This is a genomic window from Halalkalibacter sp. AB-rgal2, from assembly GCF_041821005.1.
In the GTDB taxonomy this organism is placed as follows: Bacteria; Bacillota; Bacilli; order Bacillales; family Bacillaceae_D; genus Halalkalibacter.
Genome location: NZ_JBGUAV010000013.1, coordinates 14265 through 32750, shown reverse-complemented (window position 1 = coordinate 32750; position 18486 = coordinate 14265). Strand labels below are relative to the sequence as shown.

The following is an 18486-nucleotide window of genomic DNA, read 5'->3' as shown; positions in this document are numbered from 1 at the left end:
TAACATATTTTGACTTCTTTTGATCAATTGATCGTATGTTTTTCTTGAATCATGAACAAAATAAACTGAAAAAATCATAAAAATTGGAGGTCACCAAAAAAAGTTAAAAACCAAACTTTTTCAGTGCCCTCATTGAAATGGAGGTTTTTTATTTTGAAGAAAAACTGGCTCTATCTACTTCTTATGATTATGACTGTTCTTCTGCTTATTTCATGTGGTGCTGAACAACAGGAAGAGCAAATAGAGGAAGATGCAGACCAGCAAGAGCTAGAGGAAACAGGGGAAACTGAGAGAGATGAGGAAGAGCAGGTATTAGATGAAGCAACTGGTCATGATGAAGGAGATGTAGTTGAAAACGAAGGAGGCACCTTTACACTCATTTCCAAGCAAGATGATATTGAGTCCCAAGAGACAGGACCAATGATTGTCGACATCACACAAATCAACGCAAGTTCAGGTCAACTCCAGGGGGATCTAGCTGATTTTTTGGAAACAACTGAAATTGAATACATTCAAGTTGATATGGAAGTTGAAAACACATCAGACGACACGATCTTCTTCTATCCTGGACAAGCGACCATAACGACAAATACGGGAGAGCAGCTTGAATCTGATATGTGGCTTTCCGATCATATCGATGGAGAATTTATTGGAGCCGTCCGAAAGTCAGGCTCGCAGTTTTTCATTCTAGAAAATTCTACTGCTGATGAAATCGAAACAGTTCGAATCATCATAAACGCTCCCCATAACGAAGAATGGGAGGATGTCGGTGACAAGATTGACTTCACGGTTGAATTTTAAAGTTCACTTAAAAAGAACAAATCAACTTTTTTAGCATTTCGATTCACAAGAGTATCTAAAAGGGGGGAGATTCTCCCCTTTCAGACACTCCATTCATCCTATGCTAACGCTTCCTCCTCTTTTTTGAAAAAGGCTTTCATTGCATGATATACGTCAGCTTTCTCCTTTAAAATAAAGTGACGAAATCGCATATCATCAATGTTCTTATAGGCACTCATGAGTGTAGAATGGCGACTGTATTGATTCACTTCTCTAAGAAGTATACGAACACTTAAGTATTTATTTTTTCTCCTATCTCTTTTATACTATGTACGATTTCTTTTTGAGTTCTTAAAATTTCACTATTTAGCTTTTGGAGTTCTTTTTTATTTTGAATGGTTTGTTTAAAATCTGAAAGTGTCTCTTCTAAAATACTATTTGCTTTTTTCTGTTCTTTTTTCATCGAAATAAAACCCACAATAAAAATCAAAATGATTGCAGTCAAAATCAACCACATTTTAGAATTCACCTCAATCCCTTAATTTAACCTATCCCGAATATCTTTTACAACCTCTAGCATTTCTTTTTGTGTTTCTAATAATTCTCTCTGTATTTCTATCGTCTCTTTTTGATTTTGTAATGATTCTTTCAGATCAATTTGTGAGTCTTCTACTTGTTCTTCTGCCTTATTGTCAAACTTCCTTCTTGAAACGATTATACTAAATAAAGCGATAATAACGATCCAATACATAACATCAAGCATACTTTTATTCTCTCCTTTCATTCATTTCAATTCAAAGTTATTCAAACGTAACTTCAACTTCCAAATCTTCACCCATTGGCTCTCCTTCATAATCTGGACTTTGTACGATAAATGTCACCTTTTCAATATCTTCCAATGAAACTTCCCCCAATTCAAAGGAAACACTAATTAACATTTCTGATGCTCCTCGTAAATTATCTGAATAAAATATACTGCTAAATAATTCATCCACGTTTATTAATTGCTCTTCTTCATTTATTCTTAATTTTGGATAATGATGGTCAAATTCAATCCCATCACCAATTTCACCTTCCAAATGCATGTTCATTAAAAAGTTAGCATACTTATATTCCGTTTCCTCGGAGGTATACTCATTAGCATTAAAATGCCCTTTTAATAATTGTACTTGCTCAATCACTATATTCAATGGTCCAGTCTGGTACTCTCCTAAATCATCAGCATTTTTCACGCGATAAAACTCCCCAAATGCACCCCACCAACCGTCCTCTCTTTCTTTACCAATCATTTCAAAAGATTCTTTTGAACCCTCCATATTATCTGTTTCTGTACACGCTGTTATAACAACCATTAATAAACTAATGGTTAATAATTTGTAAATTAATTTCATATATAGATACCACCTTTTTTGGGAATATTTACATAGAATCAATTTTAACATACTATATAATTTTTTAGTGATGATTCGTTACTAATAAGAGGAATAACCGCCGGTTCTACCGGCGGTTTTAATTTCGCTCTATAAGGGCACTTTACTGACTGTCCCTAAAGGGACTCTGAATTGACCGACCGTCAATCGTTCCCTTCTATTTCTTATCTTTAAATGGATCTACATAAATCGAGGTTTTCTTATTTATATCGAAGAAACGGACCTATTGAGGGTCTTCTTTTTGTTGAACAGTATGGTTGTACTGTGTAGTAAATGAAATTGTTTTTTGTTGTTCTTCAACATAAGCTCCCATTTACTTCAATAAGAAGATTTGGATGGATACAAAAAAGCAAAATAAAAATGTACCGATACCTAACCAGCCGTAACTTTTCTTTCCCTTTTTAAACTCCCTTAATCCCATTACTAACATTTTTAAACTTAGAAACAACATCAAATATGGTTGAAGTTTAAAATCCTTAGTAATCAAACTATACCCTGCAAGTGAAATAACTGTTATTGATAAAATAATGTGCAAAATCTTTAACAATTTATCACCAGCTTTTTCCTTTTATACATATTCCTAATTGATGTTCAACTATCTCTTTTCCTCAGCAACATTTACTAATTAAGCGAAAATCAAATTATTTAAGTTTCCAAATATTCCATTCCCTACTACTTTAGTTTAACCTTAATTTCCTTTTGTTGAGATAGAAAAAAGCACTCCTTTTTGTAGAAATGTAGAAATGCTCCCAGTTAGTTGAAAAGCTACGTCAATAACAATATTCTTGATTTGGATCGAACGTTCCCATCTTCCTTTCTGAAGTATTAACCTAGAGTTTAATATAGCTACAAATGGATCAACATAGCAAAATGGATTGTCCTTTAACCAGACAACCCTTTTTGTTGTTATTTATTCAATTCAACCGTTTCATTAACATCTGTCGATTTAGAACTTTGCCCTGTCATGCGTTTATAGAGAAAGGCGATTTTCTTCGAAAAATTACCGGTTTCCCAATATTCGGCTGCTTCCGCTTTTACCTTTATCAAGACAACGTTAGGATCATCATAAGAAGTTTGCATAATTTTCTCATATACGTTGCTCCACAATTCCTTTTTCTTGTCTAAATCATCAACGATTTCTGCTCTTCCACGGACGGAAACATAGGATTTACCTGCATAAGCCACATTAACATCTTGATCATGTAAAATTTCTTCATATTTATCAGTTTCTTTTTTAGTGAAAAACCATAAGTCACCATCAAACTCTACTTCTTGTGTTTTCATAGGACGAGAAACAAGCCCTTCATCAGTAACCGTAGTCAGCATGGCCGTGTCTACGTCTTTAATTAACTCTCTTAATGTTTCCAGTTCTTCTTGTTTCATCATGTTAGACATTTCCATCACCTCATTAATATTTATAGAAGTAGTCTACCCTTTACACCAACTTTTAATCAGATATGGCGGATTACTAAACTAACTCTAACAAAATGAAACTTTAATAGAGCAATAAAAAAGCCTAATTTCTTCGAACTAAATAGAGAAATTAGGCTTTTTATTTAAAATTCCTTAACGTACTAAGTAGTAAACTAATTAATCTAACCTATACCCTTGATTTACTCATACAAAATAAGGCTATAAAATATGAAAAGAAGATGCAGTTGCAAACGTATCTCCTTTTCATATTTATGTTAATGATTGGATACAATCTACAGATTCATTCTTCGGACTATTGACTATTGTTGAAACCTCATAAGCATCCATCTCCTCACTTGGGTATGAACGTAGCAATTTTTTTAATGTCGTTACATGTGTCGTTTTATCAAGCCAACTGTCCCAATCTCTTCTATGAAGAATAACAGGCATGCGATCATGAATGTCACTTATTCGTTTATTTGGCTCTGTTGTAATAATCGTGCAAGTCGTTAACTCGTTGTCTTCCTTCTCATCTATCCATCGATCCCATAGTCCTGCAAACGTGAAAATACCCTCATTAACAGTTATGCGATAAGGTTTCTTCCCTTGCTCTGTACGTTGCCATTCATAGAAACCATCCGAAACAATTAAACAGCGTCGACGCTCGAATAAACGTTTAAAAGCAGGTTTCTCATGGATGGTTTCTCCACGGGCATTAATCATTTTATAACCTATCTTGGGGTCTTTAGCCCAACTTGGTACAAGACCCCACCTTAAGTAACCGGCTTTTTTCTGCTCACCATTCGAAACGATACTCAAAACGGGTTGACTCGGTGCGATATTGTACCTAGGAGTATAATTGAAAAGGTCCACTTGCAGATACTTTTCAATTTCCTCTTTATCAGCAGTTAGTGTAAATCGACCACACATCCTATCACCTCAGAATTAAGTATAATCAATTCAACTAATTGCATACCTATTTAATTTTAGTGCTTTGATGTACTCTCTAACAAGTGGTGTACTTCTTTTAATAATGCTAAATCTTCTTGGGAAATGGAACGCATGTGGCAAACTTTATTTCTAATGGAATGTGTTTTGCGAAGGGTTTCATATTGGGTATCTGAAAATGATAACAGGTCATTCATCTCAACAAGGTTTAAAATCTTGTTGTACGTTTCATTGTTGTGGAAATGGTGCAAATACAGTTTGGAATAAAGAAGATGCTTGAGGGTTGTTTCAATGTCGTAAATCAACGAGTAGGCTTCAACCATTATGGCTTTTGAATCAATAGCTACTGCTGTCATCTTTTCCTCCTTTCTTTCGCTATATCGTACATTCTACACTTACACTCAATTCCCTTCTCATTTTCTAAAAATTGGTATATTCCAACTCAATTCAAGAACATAGGTTTGTATATTATACGAATTAGGTGATCATTTTGGACGAGCTAAAACGAGAAAACAAGCTACGGGAAATGAAGTTTGTACTGCCTGAGCAAACTGTTACTTCGAAACAATGGAGAGAAGAGTAAAATTTAATTTTTAATATGTTAGTATGTACAAAAAGGAGAGGATGTAGATAATGTTCAAATGGTACATTAGACTAATGATTAAACTTTTTTCCGCATTTTTATCACCTCTTATATTAATGATTGGTATAATGATGGTTGGATTGGTTAGAGGAGGAACATTAGTAATCGATGTTTTCTTCTTTCATTTAATTATAATTTATTATATTTATACTCTTCCTATCTATTTGTTTTTTATCATTCCTTTTTCAATGCTCGTAGATAAAATAAATCCCAAATGGAGATTTGTATTTTATGCTATAGCAGGGGTAATTGCAGGAGCAGTTGGAAGTATTATAATAACTTTACTTTCAAATAAAAGACTACCTGATTTTTCACAATTTGATTTTCACACAATCTATACTTTTATGATTGCGGGTATAGCTTTTTACATAGCCGATATCATTATAAAAAATATCGTCCAACGTCTCATTGACGGTAAATTTTCGTTGATTTAGAACTTTAAATTGAAGCCCCCACAGGCGTGAGGGCTGTTTTCATTACCCAAACAACCTCCCCCACGTTTGCGGACCAACAATCCCATCCACAGTGATACCTTGAAAACGTTGGAAGTCTCTAACTGCTCTCTCTGTACCTCTGCCAAAAATCCCATCAAATGGACCAGGATTAAAACCTTTAATATACAGCAACGCTTGTAGCACTCGTGTAATATTACCTCTAGCCCCGTTACGTACTGTGACTAACTTAGATCGTGTTTTAGGTCCCATGATACCATCAACTGTTAGTCGAGCGTTAAATTGACGATTAAGCTCGCCTTGCAATACTCGTATTAACCCTCTTAGTGTTTCTGGTCCAGGAAGCCCATCAACCGCAATTCGGAAGCCATAATTAACTACCCACTGTTGAATTGAACGGACATAAGAATCACCTGAAGATTGTGGAGCTGGCTTCGATTGTTGTGGTGGTTTATTTGCATTACTTGATGACGACTTACCAAAGTTTATGACTTGTCCCACCTGCAACTTAGTTGGGTCGACATTAGGATTAACCTTGATAAGATCATCCACTGTCATACCATCTGCACTGTTTTTATGTGCAATGCTCCAGAACGTATCTCCCTCTTGAATCGTATATGTGGATGGTACTGCACTTGGCTTAGATGGAGTAGTTCCACCTTTTGAATTAAAGGCTTTCTTATAATCAAATGCACAACATTGCTTCCAGCTGTAGCCTGGCATCTCGTGATGAGATTTATCTTCGTTACCGATCTTGTCCGCCACTAATGCAGAGTGAAGATCGGCAATAGATGCAAGCGTCGCATTATCAAGCTCATCAGTACGATAATCACCGGCAACACAAATGCCTAAGGCAAATTGATTACTATTCCCTACATGATACGTCCGTCGATCAATGTCATGGCAATAGACGATACGAGCACGTTTGCCGTTAGGCGTGTCCACGAGATTTAAAGGTTCAATGACAAAGGTATAACCAACACCCGGCCACCCTAATGACTGTACATGATAACTTGCAAATCCAGCAGCAGTAGAACCTGCTAAATGCTTCTTCGTTAAGGAATGATGCCAAGCTCGAACAGTAATTGCTCGAGTTCGTTTTGAATAACTCCCTTTCTTCGTGAGGTTATTCCTCTGATCTGACAACTGTGGTAGTTTTTCAAATGCGTATGCCATTATCGATCCCCTCCTTTCGTACTTCCTTCTCTTTTGTTCCCAATTTCAAATAAACCGGTTGCCGCTAAACCAGCAAAGCCACCTGCCCATAATCGAAGTACTAAGTCTAAATCAGTAAACGGATAGGATATTGCTCCTACTACCAATCCGACAAATAACGACATAAGTGGAACGAAGTTTTTTCTAACATTAATTGTTCTCTTCACTAGCTCAATAAGCGCTAACACGATTGGACTAAGCACCGTCGCAAAAATTAATACTGTTTCCATTATTAAAAACCCCTTTTCTATTAGTAAATGAGTCAATTGCCTTGCCTGAAACGGCATGTGTCTTTAACCAAAATAAAAAGAACGCAGCATCAGCCACGTTCCCGTTGGTATATTTTCTTTTCCATTCTGTCCACCCTCCCTTCCATTGTAGTAAGTGTGGAACGAATTGACTTTAATGCTTCTGCGGTTTGTTCTTGTGATTCGTTCGACCTGTCTAAATGATCCATCAACCTTTCCTCACGTTGTTTTGATTCTCTACGATGATCCTCATACAAATTGATAAGATCCGTTTCTCTTCTTACATTCTCTTTCCTCATTTCTCTAATGACAGCGATCGCTAGCAAGATACATAGTATAGCCCACACAACTTGACTAGTAGCTATTTCGCTGACAACTTGATATTCCAAGTCATCACCTCTTTTCCACGAAACATCTAATTCAATACAAAAAAGCCAACATACTAATGTCGACTATAGCCTTTCATCTATCATTAAGCTAATCGTTATCTGAACAAAACACGAATGATGTTTTCACTAACTCGTTCCATTACTCGATAGCCTTGGTCACTAGCTGTCGCTATACCTTCGTCACTCGACTTACAATAGCCATTCACTTGACATGTGCCGTCGTCTCTAACAAGTAACTTACCAACCATTCCAACAGGACTCCATTCCTTGCGCTGCTCTCGTGGAATATATTCTTCTTCAGGATTCCAATTAGGGTTAAGAATAGGTAAATAACCTCTCTTTATTACAGTTTCTACTACTTCTTCCTCGTATTCTTCTTGGATTAGGTTGCCTTCCTCATCATATTTTGCTTCATGGTGAATAAGCTTTGTCTCTTCTTCCTCGTAATCTTGCCACTGATATTGAATCCGACCCCAGTCATCTGTTACATGCTTACTATACCAATCATCTTGATGGCTGTCTCCTATAATAGCAGGCTGTGCAGAAATAATACCTAGTACATAACTATCTTCATTATTGGCTTTTCTAATTTTATCTCCATCAAGAGTTACAAAATAGCCAACCCTATCTTCATCATTTGTATTTCCATCTAGCCACTCAAAGTATTCAGCATAGTCTGCACCAGTTGAGTTGAAAGCAGATAATCCATAAACTGAACCATTGAAAGTCACACGAAAAGCGTTACTTTTATTACTAGTTGATGTACCGTTACCTATAACAAATGCATCATCGTTATTGTTAATACTTGAACCACTGCCAATCATTTGTTTGCTATATCGCCCTTGTGCGTGTGAAGCATATACATTTGCTACTGTTTGCAGCCCTTCTGCGTGTGAAAAAGCTCCGCTTGCTGTGGTATTTATGCCTTCTGCATGTGCTCTACTTCCACTAGCCTCTGATTCACTACCTTCCGCATGTGCAGCTATCCCACTAGCCTTTGTATTTCTTCCTTCTGCATGTGCACCATTCCCACTAGATTCTGTGTTATACCCTTCTGCGTGTGAATAATCCATTATTGCGCTTGTGCCAAAACCTTCTGCGTGAGATACATAACCTGAAGCTTCTGTATTTATTCCTTCAGCATGAGATGCGCTTCCTGATGCTTTAGATGAATCTCCTTCGGCATGAGAAAAATCACCTATTGCCTCTGTATCAAGACCTTCTGCATTCGAATAAACGCCACTCTGTATAATGTTAGGAGAGGCTCGTTTATGCATCGAAATATCATCAACATGGTTATCAAACTCTGTCTTAGATGCTTGTTTTACATTATCTACATTCCCTAAACTTACTTGCGTCTTTGTAACACCATGAGGGTTACCAGTATTGTTTATATGACTGTTAAATGTGTTTGATAAGTTACTAATTGAATTATTCACTGCCTCAATAAACTTGTCGAATGCTTGCTTTACACGTAAAGGCGACATAAATTTTGTATTAGTAGTACCAACCTCTGCTTCTCCCTGTGTCGCCATACTATTATTTGGTACGTTACCTAAGCCAACCTGTTGTTTTGTAACACTGTGAGGGTTGTCTGTTCTGATAGCATGAGCATCAACCTTTTCCTGAGCACCCGCTGTAGTCTCCATTTCAGTCCAGTTTTGCCAACTGCCTTGTGATTTCCTCCTAGTAAAAATAGTAGGAGATGTAACATGCCTTATTGCTACTTGTATTTGAGCGGAATGACTTATTGAGATAATCACAACATAAAACCAATCTGATGAACCTTGAGGGGCGTTCATTAAATTTTGACCCGCATAAAGACCATTATCCCTTAAATCGTTCAGATCAGTATCAGAGATAATATTAAATGTATCACCCAACCCAAAACTTTTAGCCCAACCGATAGCTTGTTGTTTAGCAAGGTGTGGATCGTCGTTGTCAGTAATGTGGTTATCAAACTCTGTCTTAGATGCTTGTTTTACATTATCTACATTCCCTAAACCTACTTGTGCCTTAGTAACACCATGAGGGTTGTTATCGTCATCAATATGTTCTTTAGTTATTTCATGCGCGTCAGCTATCCCCTGCTCAATACGATTCATCATGTTTGCACTAAACCGCGTTCCGTCTACAATAATTTCATCGGGATTTTCCTCCCATGTTGGAGTAATGCGGTACCGGCCATCCTCCAACTGTTCTACTTTATATTGATCAGGGTATTCCACTACATGATCTAACCAATCATGTTGTTCAAAGCTCATTCTGTATCCACCTCCATGATTGTGTGATGAAATTCAACCATTAAACCTCGATTGCTATTTTTAGTGATGTTCACACTTCGAGTAATAGCAACCTTTTGATCAACATTAAGAATTTCTATTTTATCTATATCAACCACGTTATCAGGTATCTCGATAATAATAGTTACCTTTGTCTCATCCACATCCACTTTATACAAATCAACTTGTACAACTACCCCATTCTCTTCGTGTATAAGTGCATGATCAAGACGACCAGCAAAGTACTTTGCTAGTTCTTCTAATTCTGTCTTTGTAATATACATCATAGACCTCCTGGCTTTTGTCCAGCCCGAAATGTTCCTGCTCGAGGAAATCGTATTTCATACATTTTTGATCCACTTTTAATCTGAATTTGACTTTGATGATGAATATCGAATTCGTAGGATAGATGTGCCGGCTTGGCATTTTCAATTGTTTCTGAGACGACCCTCAAATCGAGTTCATTAAATTGATCAAAAATACTCACTCGAAAACAATAGGGAGATACATTTTGTATAATCTGTACAGGAGCTCTTGCTACTTGACTTATGATCATTTCCATACGAAATGGGGTGATCGGCCAAAAAGTATTCATTTGAGTCAAAATCCTTAAACGTCTGGCTTCTATATCCATATTATTTCGAACATGTAAACCAAGCATTTCTTCATAATATTCCAACGCCCACGTGGCCAGTTGTGGTACAACCTGTTCTCGCATGTCATTCGTCCAATTTTGTAAATCATCCATTTCAAAGCCATTCACTTGGTACATCCATAATGAGTATTCATCTTGATCATACATATTGATGACCATTTGTAACATGTGTTGAGCGGATTCAGAGGTCACTACATTATTGATCATTTATCAACACCTCACCGATAACCGCTATTTGAAACTCTTCTAATTGGATGTTCTCTGTTTGACCGTTTATACGTAAGTCTTGGTAATCTAGTATCGATAATAAACTAATGATAAGCGACCCAATTCGGGCATAAACTACTAAGCCACCAACCGATACCTCTTGAAAATATTCTGAGAGGACTCTTTTTACTTCATTTTCTGCTTCATCCTTATTTGCTGTTCCTTCTAGCACAGCATCAAAAGTGAGATTAATAACCACTTGTTGTGGAGCATCAACGGTTACCAGAGCTCCGATAGGAGCGAGGCCACCACCATTCCTAGCATCAGGAGCAATATACGTTTGTACTTCATCAATTAAAGTTGGTCCTGCAGGTGCTCCGTTTGAATCTAAAATTAACACTAATACGGATCCAGGCACGTCAGAATTCCATTCCGGAATGACATATACATCACCAACACCAGGTACCTCTTTGGCCCATCTAATATAGTCGGCAACAGACCCAGAAAGACTCATTTCACGATGTACCGCTAATATCCTAGCTCTTAAAGACTCATCTGATTCTTCATCGGTACCATCGGATGTCGGCAATTGGTTCGTTAACCCTAAAACACCTTCAATCGTAGATTCCAGCATAATAATGCTGTCTGACGAGACATTTCCTGTACTACCTGGTTCCTCTGCTTGAATAGGTACATCAACAAAGCCATTAGCATTTATGATTGCTAATTCCTTTGTAATGAATCTAATCGGTGGTTCATTTCCGTCCCCTGCTGTTGAGACAAATGTCCCTTCCGAAATAGTAGTCCCTTCAATACCTTCGAATGTAACAACACCACTCGCATGCGTTGGCGGTCTACGAACTAAACCGACTGTACCTGCGTGTAAGTCAAGCCATTCATCTTCTGCAAATTGAGGGAACATTAACTGAACCGTACGCAATAATTGAAATTGAATCATCCTGGCTTTTTCAATTGCTACTGGTCGAGTTATATCCCAAAAATAAGACCCCTCAGATTTTGCATATCTAGTAGGGGTGTTTTCAATCATTCGTTTATGAATGTCTTCTTCAGATTCTAATAAAAAATGAGGCGGTTTAAATTCAGGTAAATCAGGCAATACCATCACCTCCAAATAGAGATTCCATCGTCACACTTCCATAAATGCTTTCAATTTCGAATTGCACGTGTACGGTTTCAGCTGACCAATTAAATGTAAATTGATCCACTGATAAAGTACGAGGATTGACAGCCAATGCTTCCTGTATCTCTCTTCTCATTTCACTTTCAGCAATATCACGAGGATAATTCGCTCGTATAATCGGTTCAAGTTCTACACCAAAATCACTGCTATAGGCTTCATATTTATATCGTTCAACTAAAAGACACGTAGTGCACCATTGTTGGTACGTATCAAACCCTTCAACCATTTCTGGTTTTCCTGTCGGCGTTAACCTCACTCTACTCACCTGGATGTCAAATCGTGGTTCGAATGTATAATCATCATTAATTTGCTCTTCTTCATCGATCATTTCTGGCACTTCAAAGGTTGGATAAAGTTCAGGCATTTGGGACCACTCTCCCAATCACTACGTAATCATTCCCTTGATTAATGGGTATACAAAGGACTCTATCCCCTGGAGCAAGAGGCCTCAATTGTCGAGGTGTTGGAATAGTATGTGTGTGTGACCCTTCCGTAGATGGATGTGTATGCCGTCCATCACCTTCCTCTTGTTCATGGTCACCACTTGGACCATGAGGATGATTCCCTTCGCCCGATGGAGTGGAACCCATTATATTTGATGGAAGCATTAAATGCTCTGATACTAAATAATCACTAAAGACACTAGGAAATCCATCTACCTTCAATCCATTGTTTTGTATGGTTCCTAAAATAGGTGTTGAAAGATGCGACATATTCCTATTCATAATCTCTTGTATGACCTTTGCCATTTCATTCGCTCCATACCCCATTTAACTAGACCTCCTAACTCTAAGAGACATTGTAAGATCAATTATGTTTCGTACAATACTCTCTACAATAAATTCTCCTGATATGGTTCCTATTTTGATTACTACTCGATCTCCTTTTCTGACCCACGGTACATTGGGCACATTAATACGTGGAGACCGCTGCATGCCCCCATCATGTTTAATGATCTCAGCAGCAGCTTTCCTTGCCTCAGAAAGAGAATCAAATGAAGAAGAATAGATGATGTCCTGAAATATCCCATACTCAGTTTTGCCGTCGCGAGTTGCTTCAATGGGTGCTCTTCCACCCTCGTCTTCATTTCCGTATATCTTTACTCTGGTTACGATATTTTCGATTGAATACTCGTCATCTGAGGATACTGGCGTACTCTCGGTAAATTCATACACGGTTGTATTCGCACCTGCTTGAATGCAACATAATTTCCCTTGATCACTACGTATGACAAACTTGCCACCACCCATTTTTTCTGAATCAGAAAGTCGATCTTGTATCACTTGGCCAAGTTTGATTCCTCGATAGACCTTTTTGGCTAATTGTACATTGGGTCCATCAATCGTTTTGATAGGTATACTCCAATCCCTTACCAGCCTTCGAATACTTGACGCCCCTGTCTCTCCTTTAGAAAATAATAGGTGGTCTGAGGACATTTGCAGGTAATATAGATCGTCATAGGCTGTAAATGAAACGGTTTTATCATCTGAAGTGTGAGTCGAATATTTAAAAACAGTGCCACGATAGACTTCTTTCCATCCGTTACCTGTATTCGCTTGTATTAATAGTTTGTTATTTATCTTCACAAAATGATGGGCCCAGGTATCAAATTTGACATTTTGCATAGTAGCACTAAATTTAGACGCTAATTCTCCATCCATCTCCTCATGTTTTGCTTGCATTAATAAATTGGAGATATCCTTCCCGCTACCAGAAGGTGGGAAAGCAATCACTCGATAACGAACATCTGATAGTTTCATGGTTACCACCCCGAAGGAATGCGAAAGACCTCACCTGGATAGATGAGGTCTGGATTTTTACTTCTTGATCTGCTTTTGTTCATGGACCACATTTCCGTCCATCTAATCCCATTACCTGTGTACTTCCTAGCAATGCCCCACAACGTATCACCAGACTTAACCGTATAATTACGCTGTGATGTTGATTGAGTAGTTGCAGGAGGTTTAGGCCGTACTGGAGCTGGGAGGTTCACATCTTTTATATCGAGTTCTCTCCATTCCATGAGAGTAATCGTATAAAAAATATCACCAAACCCTCCACTGTACTTGGGATCAAATGTTTCAATAAAAACAGGAATGTTTATATTTGTATCGGTAATAATCAACCTTAGAAGCTTGGCTCTAATCGGTACTTTCATCCAGTTTTCAATTTGTTGCACGATCGAATTAGGATTACTCGAAGAAACGCCAGGCAATTTCCTACTTCTTCCTGGTAAAAAAGCAGTCCAGGTTATCTTTTTAGGTAACCTACCTCTAGAAATTTCAATTGTCCCAAGATTTAAGGTTGATAATGAGACCGTTTTTGACTCCGTTTGAACCTGAACGTCTTCTGGAGAAACAGGAAAAATAAGTGCTTGGTTATTTTGTGGGTTTAATAGTGTAAACCTCAACATGATCACCTCCATTACACCTGATATCATTACATATTCGAGAAAGCTTCTGCCGTTGCTGTTGCGATTTTATAACCAATTTCTTCGTAATCATCGTCAGAATTAATCTCAAAAGTGGCACCATTAAATAAATCATTCATATTTATCACAACGCTAGTACCTGACTGAGAGCCAGCCAACGGATAGGTAGACGATCTAGATGAATCATCTTGATTAAAACTCTGGCTTATCGAACTATTCACTAAGCTACTCTCTCCACCATTTTCATATGAATTGATTCCTAGCATTTGACCTGCTTGATTATACAAATCCATTGCACGTCCACGTTTTCCAGCCGATAAAGGGATAATCATCTCTGGACCCGCTTCACCAACTAGACCCAGGTGTGGACTAGTAATCAATCCACCGTTCGCATAACGTGGTGTACTCGAAGGTCTTGCCGATGCTGTCACACGATTGCTCGTACCAGACGCTTCTTGTCCCTTCGCACGCCCCTCATCAAAAGATGAAAAGAGATTTGAAGCTGAAGCTGAAATGTCCGATAAAACTGATGAGGCCCATCCTTTCACGCCTTCCCATTTTCCAGCCCACCATTCTTGACTAAAAAGAGAAGAAGAGATGCCCTCCTGCACCGCTTCCCAAATAGTTGTAAATTCATCCCACTTACTTGATGAAGTTTCTTTTATATCGTCCCACTTGCCACTCCACCATTCCAGATTTAACAAAGTGTCCGATATATCTTCTTGTACTGCCTCCCAAATGGTTTGATATTCCTTCCACTTCTCAACTGCATCATCTTTCAAATCACCCCACTTGCTAGACCACCACTCTTGATTTAATAATGTATTTGAAATACCTTCTATTACCATGTCCCATACAGTTTGATACTCCTTCCACTTCTCAGCTGCGTTTTCTTTTATTTCATCCCATTTACTTGTCCACCACTCTCCATCAAAAATCGTCCCTTCTGTCACATCTTTTATGCTTTCCCAATGACCAGCCCACCAACTTCCATTAAACAAAGTCGATTCTAGGTACCCGTACACGAAACCAGCTTGCTCTACCCACCAGCTTGCACTGAATAGAGTTTCACTGGCTGTTTCTTTCACTCCTTCCCACCAACTCGATGTGTCTTCGAGTTTTTGAGATCCCCAACTTTTAACCTCATTCCATTTTTCAGACCACCAACCACCGTCAAAGATCGTACTGGATATTGTATCTTTAGCTTCTTCAAATTTATCACCAATCCATGTCGCTGTTTCGGTAGCTTTCTCTTTAATTGATTCCCAATTAGCAACAATAGATTCACCGCCAATGCTACCTGCAATTGAGCCACCAATACCACCAATCACACCACCGATCGCGGCCCCTGGCGCTGCTCCAACTCCTCCGAATAATGCGCCAATCGAACCGCCGATCATCGCTCCTCCTTTAGCTCCTGCAGTTCCTCCTGCCAATGCACCAGCAACACCACCAACTGCATTGGTCCTTTTGCCTTCAGGAGCACCGATTATACTTAAAGCGCCTAATACCGTCCCGAGCAACGGTACTCGTTGTAAAGCAGTTCTTGCTCCTTTTGTTGGGTTTTCAACGTTTCCCCCTATTCTTTTTAAAGGTTCAAGGGCTCTTTTAAATGGTGTTGACATTCTATCCCAAAATGATCTTCTAGTATGAGCAGGTGAAGTAGATTGCGTGGTGCTCATAGGATTCCCTCTACTATCCACTATTACAGGTGGCCCTCCTGCATTTGGTAGGGTTTTGGGTGGAATGTTTGACTGATTACTTGAAGGAGTACTCGGAGAATTGTTCTTTCCACCCCTATTATTCTCTCCATTAGGCGGAATAACTGGAGGTGATCCGCCACCACCTCTATTATTTTTACCGCCCCCGCCTTTGCCCCAAGGAGTCATTCCCCACGTCCATGCGCCAATATTTAAGGCTCCTTTTAATAGACTTTTAATTAATTTCAATCCAGGTGCTAACTTTGTTAATGCTGCCAAAACTAAAGCATTAGCAAAAACAGCTCCAACAATCGAACCTTGGCCTGTAAAAGCATCTACGTTAACTTGCCATACTTTCCCTGTTATTCTTTTCACCATATCCCAAGGATCAATGGCATCCACTAACCCATTTACAAAGGCATGTCCCGCTTGGCTACCTATACTCGCAAATCCGTCTTCTCCTTCATCCCCTAAAATAGCGAGAAGTCCAGCACGAATAAAATCACCGTATGTTTGCCCTAAATTAAAAGCTAGATCAGGCACTTTCTGTTTTGCTGAATGAAACCATTCTTCTAAATAATTCTCTTTAAAGTCTTCCATGACCATTTCGAACCTTACTGAAAATGGTTCATCAGCTAATTGACGAATCTTATTGATTTCTTGTTGTAACTTTGGATCAAGGGATCCCGAAACTTCCATTTCTAATAGATCGTCATTTATTGCAGGAAATAATAGATTAAACCAATCACCGAGTACCTTTCCTCCTCTTCTAAGTGGGTTCATGATTCCGTTAGCCGCTCTCTCACCAAACCGTTCAACTTCTTCTGCCATCATAGCTATTCCAGCGGCATTTTCACCTCTCCATTCTCGGAATGCTTCTAATCCTGGTTGGATAGAACGTCTTAGCCCTTCTCCCCACCTCATAACGATATTATTCATAAAGAATGATCTGACCCCAAGAAATAAGTTAGCAAGATTATCAGACATTTTAATCATCATATCATCGTATCTCTCAAACTCTTTCGTGACTTGTGGCCATGTTTCACTAATATCATTTCCACTTTCAGCGAGGTCTTCGATTTTTTGTCTAGCACTACCAGAGATAGCGCCCATCTCCTGCAATCGAGATGTCATAGCTCCAACTGGTTGTCCGTTCCCCATAGCATCATATAGGCGTCCTACCCACAAGGCTACATCGTTAAAATCGGTTTGTGTACCAGCAGCAATATCCCCTACCATTTTCAATCCTTTTCCAGTAGAAAGCGCCCCACCTGTGAATACTTCTAGGACGCGACTGGCTTCAAATATATCTTCTCGTTTAAATGGTGTTTGACCAGCGAAATCAATTAATTCATCGATCCTTTTATCCGCTTCTTCAGCAGACCCCAATAAGACTTCAAAAGCCGAAACCATATTCTGACGATCAGCAGTGATTTTTAAAGGCATGACGATCCCACCGCCTACCCCACCAGCAACACCCAACATTCCCAAAGTGGAGGTGGCGGTTCTAGCGATACCGCGTATTGGACTGGTAGCCAAGTCAATAGCCTTGACCGTCACATGATACGTCCGATTAACAGCTCTTGATGCATAGTTTGATATGCTACGGATGACGGATGAAGCTCTATCGACTGCTCTTAGTGTCATTGACCATCTACCGTTTGTTAAACGATCGAGTCTCTGATTTGTTTTTTGAATAACGTGTTCAAACCGTGATACTTCACGTTTAGCTCGTCCAATACCAGAACTGTATTCGTCTCGTGTAGTAATCGGGATATCGATTCGATACGTCTCTCTTGCCAACCTCTCTCACCTCCATCAATTTTTCGGGTTCACACGCTTCTTTTCTTCTTCGAGCGCTACAATCATAGAAGCTAGCATCCATTCTTGCACCTTTTTAGGTTTAGCGTGAAATTCGTCGATGCTTTTTCCAGTGCGTTGGAATATGTGATGCAGAAGGGTAGATTTCCCTCCTGCCTCTATGAGTTTTTTGCATATTCACCTACTGATGTACTGTCTTCATCTTCATCATCTTTATAACCAGAAATTTCATCAATTTTATCAATGATGGCCTTCTTCTCTCCTGCTAGTAAGACTTTATCGATTAAATCGACACCATTTAGTACATTTAGTTGATCCCAAGCTTCTTTGTTGTTCCAAAGTTTCCCTTGATCTTCTTTTGTCGTAGCTCGATAAATAAGTAAAGAGCGAAACTTCGCTTGATTTGTCTCTTCTGCTACTTTCACACCACCAAGATTTCGAGCTTTCTTAAACTTTGTAGCATCGTTTTGGGCTTTCATATATTCTTGTTCCGTTAAAGCGTGTATGTCGAATGAGAAATACACTTTACCATTACGTGCAATTTCAATCTTTACAACATTCTGTTTTTGGTCTTCTGCAGCATCTAAAAGACCACGGAGAAAGGTTTCTTCCGTGGCCAATAATTCTTCGTTATTCGGTTTCATTTGATCATTCATTTTACTTCCTCCTTG

Annotated in this window: 22 protein-coding genes and 1 pseudogene; 2 read left to right on the top strand and 21 right to left on the bottom strand. The window is 38.7% G+C overall.

Annotated elements, in window-relative coordinates:
• Positions 1–153 precede the first annotated feature (153 nt).
• Positions 154–801, top strand: a complete 648-nt coding sequence (locus ACERJO_RS11885) for a hypothetical protein (protein WP_373647614.1) — start codon at positions 154–156, stop codon at positions 799–801.
• Between the two features lie 98 nt (positions 802–899).
• On the opposite strand, the pseudogene ACERJO_RS11880 reads toward ACERJO_RS11885, so the two are convergent.
• From ACERJO_RS11880 to ACERJO_RS11845, 8 genes and pseudogenes are all read right to left on the bottom strand, one after another.
• Positions 900–1052, bottom strand: a pseudogene (locus tag ACERJO_RS11880) (sporulation protein YhbH); the annotation flags it as partial.
• 20 nt (positions 1053–1072) lie between these two features.
• The gene (locus tag ACERJO_RS11875) at positions 1073–1297 is read right to left on the bottom strand and encodes a DUF1198 domain-containing protein (RefSeq protein ID WP_373647612.1); all 225 of its coding nucleotides are present in this window, start codon (positions 1295–1297) and stop codon (positions 1073–1075) included.
• A gap of 21 nt (positions 1298–1318) precedes the next feature.
• Positions 1319–1543, bottom strand: coding sequence for a hypothetical protein (locus ACERJO_RS11870; RefSeq protein WP_373647611.1), 225 nt, complete (start codon positions 1541–1543; stop codon positions 1319–1321).
• Between the two features lie 37 nt (positions 1544–1580).
• The gene (locus ACERJO_RS11865) at positions 1581–2171 is read right to left on the bottom strand and encodes a hypothetical protein (RefSeq protein WP_373647610.1); all 591 of its coding nucleotides are present in this window, start codon (positions 2169–2171) and stop codon (positions 1581–1583) included.
• A gap of 352 nt (positions 2172–2523) precedes the next feature.
• Complete coding sequence (locus ACERJO_RS11860) at positions 2524–2661, bottom strand: DUF3953 domain-containing protein (RefSeq protein ID WP_373647649.1); 138 nt, start codon at positions 2659–2661, stop codon at positions 2524–2526.
• A 455-nt stretch (positions 2662–3116) separates the two neighbouring features.
• Positions 3117–3605 carry a pyridoxamine 5'-phosphate oxidase family protein gene (locus ACERJO_RS11855; RefSeq protein ID WP_373647608.1) on the bottom strand — a complete coding sequence of 163 codons (489 nt, stop codon included), beginning with the start codon at positions 3603–3605 and terminating at the stop codon, positions 3117–3119.
• Positions 3606–3893: 288 nt separating this feature from the next.
• Positions 3894–4553 carry an SOS response-associated peptidase gene (locus ACERJO_RS11850; RefSeq protein WP_373647607.1) on the bottom strand — a complete coding sequence of 220 codons (660 nt, stop codon included), beginning with the start codon at positions 4551–4553 and terminating at the stop codon, positions 3894–3896.
• A gap of 56 nt (positions 4554–4609) precedes the next feature.
• Positions 4610–4927, bottom strand: coding sequence for a hypothetical protein (locus ACERJO_RS11845; RefSeq protein ID WP_373647606.1), 318 nt, complete (start codon positions 4925–4927; stop codon positions 4610–4612).
• A gap of 277 nt (positions 4928–5204) precedes the next feature.
• On the opposite strand from ACERJO_RS11845, the gene ACERJO_RS11840 reads away from it, so the two are divergent.
• Positions 5205–5648, top strand: a complete 444-nt coding sequence (locus ACERJO_RS11840; RefSeq protein WP_373647605.1) for a hypothetical protein — start codon at positions 5205–5207, stop codon at positions 5646–5648.
• 42 nt (positions 5649–5690) lie between these two features.
• Here ACERJO_RS11840 and ACERJO_RS11835 read toward each other — a convergent pair whose 3' ends face one another.
• From ACERJO_RS11835 to ACERJO_RS11775, 13 genes are all read right to left on the bottom strand, one after another.
• Positions 5691–6842: a peptidoglycan-binding protein gene (locus ACERJO_RS11835; protein WP_373647604.1), complete on the bottom strand. Its 1152-nt coding sequence runs from the start codon at positions 6840–6842 to the stop codon at positions 5691–5693.
• Positions 6842–7111 carry a holin gene (locus ACERJO_RS11830; protein ID WP_373647603.1) on the bottom strand — a complete coding sequence of 90 codons (270 nt, stop codon included), beginning with the start codon at positions 7109–7111 and terminating at the stop codon, positions 6842–6844. The genes ACERJO_RS11835 and ACERJO_RS11830 overlap by 1 nt, the downstream gene beginning before the upstream one ends.
• Positions 7112–7200: 89 nt before the next feature.
• On the bottom strand, positions 7201–7518 hold the full coding sequence (locus ACERJO_RS11825) for a hypothetical protein (protein WP_373647601.1): 318 nt from the start codon (positions 7516–7518) through the stop codon (positions 7201–7203).
• A gap of 95 nt (positions 7519–7613) precedes the next feature.
• Complete coding sequence (locus ACERJO_RS11820; protein ID WP_373647599.1) at positions 7614–9782, bottom strand: peptidase G2 autoproteolytic cleavage domain-containing protein; 2169 nt, start codon at positions 9780–9782, stop codon at positions 7614–7616.
• Positions 9779–10084, bottom strand: coding sequence for a hypothetical protein (locus ACERJO_RS11815; protein ID WP_373647598.1), 306 nt, complete (start codon positions 10082–10084; stop codon positions 9779–9781). The genes ACERJO_RS11820 and ACERJO_RS11815 overlap by 4 nt, the downstream gene beginning before the upstream one ends.
• Positions 10084–10662: a putative phage tail protein gene (locus ACERJO_RS11810; protein ID WP_373647597.1), complete on the bottom strand. Its 579-nt coding sequence runs from the start codon at positions 10660–10662 to the stop codon at positions 10084–10086. The genes ACERJO_RS11815 and ACERJO_RS11810 overlap by 1 nt, the downstream gene beginning before the upstream one ends.
• Positions 10652–11779 (bottom strand): baseplate J/gp47 family protein, encoded by a 1128-nt coding sequence (locus ACERJO_RS11805; protein WP_373647596.1) that lies wholly within the window; start codon positions 11777–11779, stop codon positions 10652–10654. The genes ACERJO_RS11810 and ACERJO_RS11805 overlap by 11 nt, the downstream gene beginning before the upstream one ends.
• Entirely contained in the window at positions 11772–12227 is a 456-nt protein-coding gene (locus ACERJO_RS11800) for a DUF2634 domain-containing protein (protein ID WP_373647595.1), read from the bottom strand. Before ACERJO_RS11800 ends, ACERJO_RS11805 begins: the two co-directional genes overlap by 8 nt.
• Complete coding sequence (locus ACERJO_RS11795) at positions 12220–12633, bottom strand: hypothetical protein (RefSeq protein ID WP_373647594.1); 414 nt, start codon at positions 12631–12633, stop codon at positions 12220–12222. Before ACERJO_RS11795 ends, ACERJO_RS11800 begins: the two co-directional genes overlap by 8 nt.
• Positions 12634–13623 (bottom strand): XkdQ/YqbQ family protein, encoded by a 990-nt coding sequence (locus ACERJO_RS11790; protein WP_373647593.1) that lies wholly within the window; start codon positions 13621–13623, stop codon positions 12634–12636.
• 2 nt (positions 13624–13625) lie between these two features.
• Positions 13626–14276, bottom strand: a complete 651-nt coding sequence (locus tag ACERJO_RS11785) for a LysM peptidoglycan-binding domain-containing protein (RefSeq protein ID WP_373647591.1) — start codon at positions 14274–14276, stop codon at positions 13626–13628.
• A 26-nt stretch (positions 14277–14302) separates the two neighbouring features.
• The gene (locus ACERJO_RS11780; protein WP_373647589.1) at positions 14303–17797 is read right to left on the bottom strand and encodes a hypothetical protein; all 3495 of its coding nucleotides are present in this window, start codon (positions 17795–17797) and stop codon (positions 14303–14305) included.
• Positions 17798–17973: 176 nt separating this feature from the next.
• On the bottom strand, positions 17974–18471 hold the full coding sequence (locus ACERJO_RS11775; protein ID WP_373647588.1) for a phage tail assembly chaperone: 498 nt from the start codon (positions 18469–18471) through the stop codon (positions 17974–17976).
• Positions 18472–18486: the final 15 nt, after the last annotated feature.

Bases quoted from the DNA above. Each gene is read 5' to 3' on its own strand.
- ACERJO_RS11775 (WP_373647588.1), bottom strand. From the start codon at position 18,471: ATGAATGATCAAATGAAACCGAATAACGAAGAATTATTGGCCACGGAA.
- ACERJO_RS11790 (WP_373647593.1), bottom strand. From the start codon at position 13,623: ATGAAACTATCAGATGTTCGTTATCGAGTGATTGCTTTCCCACCTTCT.
- ACERJO_RS11845 (WP_373647606.1), bottom strand. From the start codon at position 4,927: ATGACAGCAGTAGCTATTGATTCAAAAGCCATAATGGTTGAAGCCTAC.
- ACERJO_RS11795 (WP_373647594.1), bottom strand. From the start codon at position 12,633: ATGGGGTATGGAGCGAATGAAATGGCAAAGGTCATACAAGAGATTATG.
- ACERJO_RS11850 (WP_373647607.1), bottom strand. From the start codon at position 4,553: ATGTGTGGTCGATTTACACTAACTGCTGATAAAGAGGAAATTGAAAAG.
- ACERJO_RS11865 (WP_373647610.1), bottom strand. From the start codon at position 2,171: ATGAAATTAATTTACAAATTATTAACCATTAGTTTATTAATGGTTGTT.
- ACERJO_RS11870 (WP_373647611.1), bottom strand. From the start codon at position 1,543: ATGCTTGATGTTATGTATTGGATCGTTATTATCGCTTTATTTAGTATA.
- ACERJO_RS11875 (WP_373647612.1), bottom strand. From the start codon at position 1,297: ATGTGGTTGATTTTGACTGCAATCATTTTGATTTTTATTGTGGGTTTT.
- ACERJO_RS11835 (WP_373647604.1), bottom strand. From the start codon at position 6,842: ATGGCATACGCATTTGAAAAACTACCACAGTTGTCAGATCAGAGGAAT.
- ACERJO_RS11815 (WP_373647598.1), bottom strand. From the start codon at position 10,084: ATGTATATTACAAAGACAGAATTAGAAGAACTAGCAAAGTACTTTGCT.
- ACERJO_RS11860 (WP_373647649.1), bottom strand. From the start codon at position 2,661: ATGTTGTTTCTAAGTTTAAAAATGTTAGTAATGGGATTAAGGGAGTTT.
- ACERJO_RS11810 (WP_373647597.1), bottom strand. From the start codon at position 10,662: ATGATCAATAATGTAGTGACCTCTGAATCCGCTCAACACATGTTACAA.
- ACERJO_RS11785 (WP_373647591.1), bottom strand. From the start codon at position 14,276: ATGTTGAGGTTTACACTATTAAACCCACAAAATAACCAAGCACTTATT.
- ACERJO_RS11840 (WP_373647605.1), top strand. From the start codon at position 5,205: ATGTTCAAATGGTACATTAGACTAATGATTAAACTTTTTTCCGCATTT.
- ACERJO_RS11800 (WP_373647595.1), bottom strand. From the start codon at position 12,227: ATGCCTGAACTTTATCCAACCTTTGAAGTGCCAGAAATGATCGATGAA.
- ACERJO_RS11855 (WP_373647608.1), bottom strand. From the start codon at position 3,605: ATGTCTAACATGATGAAACAAGAAGAACTGGAAACATTAAGAGAGTTA.
- ACERJO_RS11820 (WP_373647599.1), bottom strand. From the start codon at position 9,782: ATGAGCTTTGAACAACATGATTGGTTAGATCATGTAGTGGAATACCCT.
- ACERJO_RS11830 (WP_373647603.1), bottom strand. From the start codon at position 7,111: ATGGAAACAGTATTAATTTTTGCGACGGTGCTTAGTCCAATCGTGTTA.